3 protein-coding genes are annotated in these 2,809 nt (G+C 56.0%); all 3 read left to right on the forward strand.

Translation table 11 applies throughout. The features are described 5' to 3' along the window. On the forward strand, positions 1-832 hold an 832-nt coding region (locus RTH46_RS23430; protein WP_316906751.1), incomplete at its 5' end, for a hypothetical protein. A 2-nt stretch (positions 833-834) separates the two neighbouring features. Next, positions 835-1,107: a hypothetical protein gene (locus RTH46_RS23435; protein ID WP_316906752.1), complete on the forward strand. Its 273-nt coding sequence runs from the start codon at positions 835-837 to the stop codon at positions 1,105-1,107. A gap of 586 nt (positions 1,108-1,693) precedes the next feature. Continuing rightward, positions 1,694-2,773, forward strand: a complete 1,080-nt coding sequence (locus RTH46_RS23440) for a DUF637 domain-containing protein (protein WP_410478596.1) — start codon at positions 1,694-1,696, stop codon at positions 2,771-2,773. Positions 2,774-2,809: the final 36 nt, after the last annotated feature.

The raw sequence follows: 2,809 nt of genomic DNA on the forward strand, positions 1-2,809 counted from the left end.
TGGGGTTTGGGTGGCGGGGACTGCTACGCAGTACAACCACCTCGACCACGGTGATGCGAAATCGTTCGAAGCGAGCATGGAATCCTGTGGCAGCGATGAGGTTTGCCAGCGGGATAGCTGGATTAAAGAAAAATATGCAGAAGAAAGCATCTACAACGACAAGTCTGTAGAGGGCGTCTCTGGGCCTATGCTGGCAAGGGACAAGATGGGACAGATTGCTGCGGGGCTGGATGCCCTGCTGGCGATGACGTGCACTACGACAACCTGCCAAGAGTACAAGCTGGACCTGATTGGAAGTGCGCTGGCCAATTACAAGAAGCTGAGCGATGTCGCGGGGGAGTGGTCCCCGACGCTGGATCGGATAGGGATGATTGTGTTAGGTGCTGGCACGGTTGGGGCGGAAGGCCCACGCCCAAGGCCTGCCGGGACTCCGATTTCGGTTGGTGCTGGTCAGGTTGAAAAGGCACTGGAGTACTTTTCGACGGTCAAAGATAGCGTTAAAGTTGTTGGTACAAAAGGTGGGCTTCCGCCTCTGCGACAAGCATATGTCAATGAAGTAAAAGCGCTTGAAGATGTTGCACTTAACATGCGGGCGGCAGGTGCATCACCTGAGCAAGTCGCTCGTCAGCTCCACCAAATGCGCCGAGACTTAGGCGTTCAGTACAAAGACCTGACACCTGCTCCGCAGCTTGAGGCTATTTACGCCAGGAATATCGAAAAGTATGGCGATAAGCTGGGGCCGACAGTCGATTGGCTTAGGGCTAAAGGCAAGAGCTGGGAGCAAATTATTGAGTCTGCAAGTCGCTCTGGCGGCAAGGATTTAGGTTTCTAATAATGAGCAAAGAGATGGCAACAATTATTCTTGGCAATGAATATGATGATGCCGTTAGGGATGCCCTTCGAGCGGTCCTTGTAAGGAGTGGTGCGGTTGGCATTGATAAAACTTGGGTGGTTGGTGGGTCTCAAGAGATTGATACCTTAGCAATTAGGCTAGGTAGCGACTTGATAATGATAGAGGCAGAAACTTTTATCGGTCTCTCTGTTACTGGGCCGAAAGCGGTTGTAGAGGATATTGCCCTGCTAGTGAGGCAGCAACTGATGATTTAGCAAGTGGTGAAAGGCATGAAATAGAGCTGGTCTTCAGGGAAGTCGACAGGTTTATGTTCGAAGAACTGCTAAAAGTAGCTTAAGCCGTCCGTCGTGCACGGCTCTGCTTGGCGTCAGAGATGCGGAAAAAGTTCCGCAATATCACTCGTCCGCTGCATCAATAGTATCTATAAGGCGGACTGTAGCGGCGAAACCCTGAATATTTCGTTGAGGCAATTATGGTGTAGAGCCTTGCCTCTATTGCGAGAAAAAAGTGGGCAGTAAGTGACCTCAGGGTACAGGTAGATGCGGATAAAAGCGGCTGGAGATTGCCTCCAGCCGTTTTGTGAAAGAAAGTGTAGTGAACCACCTGTGTTGGAATCGTCGATCCCTGGGCATTGATCGTCTCGACTCTCATCACCTAGCTATTCTCGTGGCTTTGGCCAGCAAACATGAGGCATGCATCCGCACACAAAAGGAGCCTCGCTTATCGCTGGCGGGCCACCGGCAGGGGGAGAGTAACCATTGGGTAGCCTGATGGACCTCTGACAAGCGCATCGACCTCAGTCAGATTGACCAGCAGACGGTCAGCCAGACCATTGATGCAATGGTCGCGGCCGATCCGCAACCGGCCTGGATCAAGGCTGCAGAACAGCGTGGGGATGTGGATTGGCGGCAGGTGAAGGAAGTTCACGACTCCTTCAAGTACAGCAATTCGGGGTTGGGTGCTGCGTCGGCGATGATCATCGCGATTGTTGTCGCGTATTTCACAGCCGGGGCCGCGAGTGGGTTGATTGGAGGGGCATCGGGAGCGACCGCTGGTTCGGGCACAGCCATGGCAGCCGGTACGGCAGCTACGGCAACCACTGCGGCAACTACGGCAGGATGGGCGAACATAGCGCTGACGACCATAGCCACCTCTGCGATGGGCAGTGCGGCCGTCAGCACCATCAACAATCAGGGCGACCTGGGCGCGGTATTCAAGGACCTGACATCGAGCGATGCCCTGCGCGGTTATCTTGTTTCCGGGATAACGGCCGGGCTTACCGCAGGGCTGTTTGACGATTGGATGGGGACCCAAACGGGCCCGTCCGGGGTGCTGGAGAACGGCGGAAAAGTAGTCACTACCGAAAGCCTCTCCAAACTGGAAGGCATAGGTCGCTTCGCGGGCAACCAGTTGCTGCAGAACGGCACTTCTACCGTGCTCGATCGTGCCTTGGGCGGTGACAGCTCGTTCAGTGATGCCTTGCGCAGCAGCCTCGCCAACACCTTTGCCGCCGCAGGCTTCAACTGGGTGGGTGACCAGACCAGTCCTGACCGGTGGGACCTGAAGGATGGCAGTATCGCCAAGATCGGCCTGCACGCCATCATGGGAGGCTTGGCGGCGGAAGCGGCGGGCGGTGATTTCAAGACAGGGGCGTTGGCCGCTGGGGTGAACGAAGCGCTGGTTGGCAGCCTGTCGCAGTGGTATGGCACGATGGACCCCGAGCAGAAGAAACGATTGCTGACGATGAACTCGCAGGTGATCGGGGTGCTGGCGCCCGCCGCTCAAGGAGGGGACGAGGCGGCGCTGCAGACTGGGGCCTGGGTGGCGGGGACTGCTATGCAGTACAACTATCTGCTCCACGAGGAAAGGGTGGAGATGCTGAAGCGCCAGGACGAGTGCGCGGATCAGAATCGCGATTGATCTAGTGAACTTGCACGGTCCTCTGTAGGAGCGGCC

It is taken from the genome of Pseudomonas sp. zfem004 (assembly GCF_032621715.1).
GTDB lineage: Bacteria > Pseudomonadota > Gammaproteobacteria > Pseudomonadales > Pseudomonadaceae > Aquipseudomonas > Aquipseudomonas sichuanensis.

Bases quoted from the DNA above. Each gene is read 5' to 3' on its own strand.
- RTH46_RS23440 (WP_410478596.1), top strand. From the start codon at position 1,694: ATGGTCGCGGCCGATCCGCAACCGGCCTGGATCAAGGCTGCAGAACAG.
- RTH46_RS23435 (WP_316906752.1), top strand. From the start codon at position 835: ATGAGCAAAGAGATGGCAACAATTATTCTTGGCAATGAATATGATGAT.